The sequence below is a fragment of the Mycobacterium sp. E2699 genome, assembly GCF_001666745.1.
Taxonomy (GTDB): Bacteria; Actinomycetota; Actinomycetes; order Mycobacteriales; family Mycobacteriaceae; genus Mycobacterium.
Map to the genome: position 1 here is coordinate 1 of NZ_LZJH01000071.1, position 1,076 is coordinate 1,076.

Consider the following 1,076-nt stretch of genomic DNA (forward strand, 5'->3'; position numbering starts at 1 on the left):
AGCAGGTTGCCCAGCAGGATCTGGCTGGGCAGCATCGGCAGAAACGGCAAGAACGCCGACGCGGCGGCGGCGCTGAACATGTTGCCGAAGTTGCTCGACGTGCCCATCAGCACGTACTTGATCGTGTTGGCGAAGATCCGGCGGCCCTCGGCGACGCCGGTGGCCAGCACGCCCAGGTCCTTTTCCAGCAGCACCACGTCGGCCGCGTCCTTGGCGACGTCGGTGGCGCTGTCTACGGAGATCCCCACGTCCGCGGCGTGCAGGGCCAACGCGTCGTTGACGCCGTCGCCGAGGAAGCCGACCGATCGCCCGTTGCGGCGCAGCGCGGTGATCAGCCGCGCCTTCTGCTCGGGGGAGATGCGCGCGAAGATGGTGTGGTTTTGCGCGGCGTCGACGAACCCGTCGTCGTCGAGGGGTTCCAGCTCGGCGCCGGTGAGAGTGCCCTTGGACGCCAAACCCAGGTCATTGCAGACCTTTTCGGCGACCCGCGGATTGTCGCCGGTGGCGATCTTGAGCTCGATGCCCAGTTCGGCCAGCTGTGCCAGCGACTGGCGCGCCGCGGGTTTGGGTTCGTCGGCGAAGACCAGAAAGCCGGCCAGCGTGAGGTCGTGTTCGTCGTCGGCGGTGAGCTCCGTCAGCTCGGCGGCCGGGCGGGTGGCGACGGCGACCACCCGCCGTCCGGCGGCGAACAAGTCCGCCAGGGTCGCATCCGCGGCCGCCGGCGTCCCGTCGCACCGGTCCAGGACCTGTTCGGGGGCGCCCTTGACGACGAGGAGGCGGTTGCCGTCGTCGTCGACCAACACCGACGTCGCGCGCCGCTCGTGGTCGAACGGCAGCAGCGCGACGCGGCGCACCGCGCCGCCCACCAGTTGCTGTGGCTGCGGGGAGTCCCACAGCGCGGCGTCGAGCGGATTGGCGCTCACCACACCGGATTCCGGGTCGACGTCGGTGGCCAGCAACCCGAGCCGCCGGACCGGCTCGGCCGGCGCACCGGCCGGATCGACCGCGCCGACCAGGCGGATGCGGCCCTCCGTCAGCGTGCCGGTCTTGTCGGTGATCAGGATGTCGATGTCGCC

General features: G+C 70.7%; 1 protein-coding gene. It reads right to left on the reverse strand.

From position 1 onward, the window contains the following. Positions 1–1,076 (reverse strand): HAD-IC family P-type ATPase (locus A5696_RS29160; protein ID WP_156738355.1); only part of this gene is annotated, 1,076 nt, incomplete at both ends.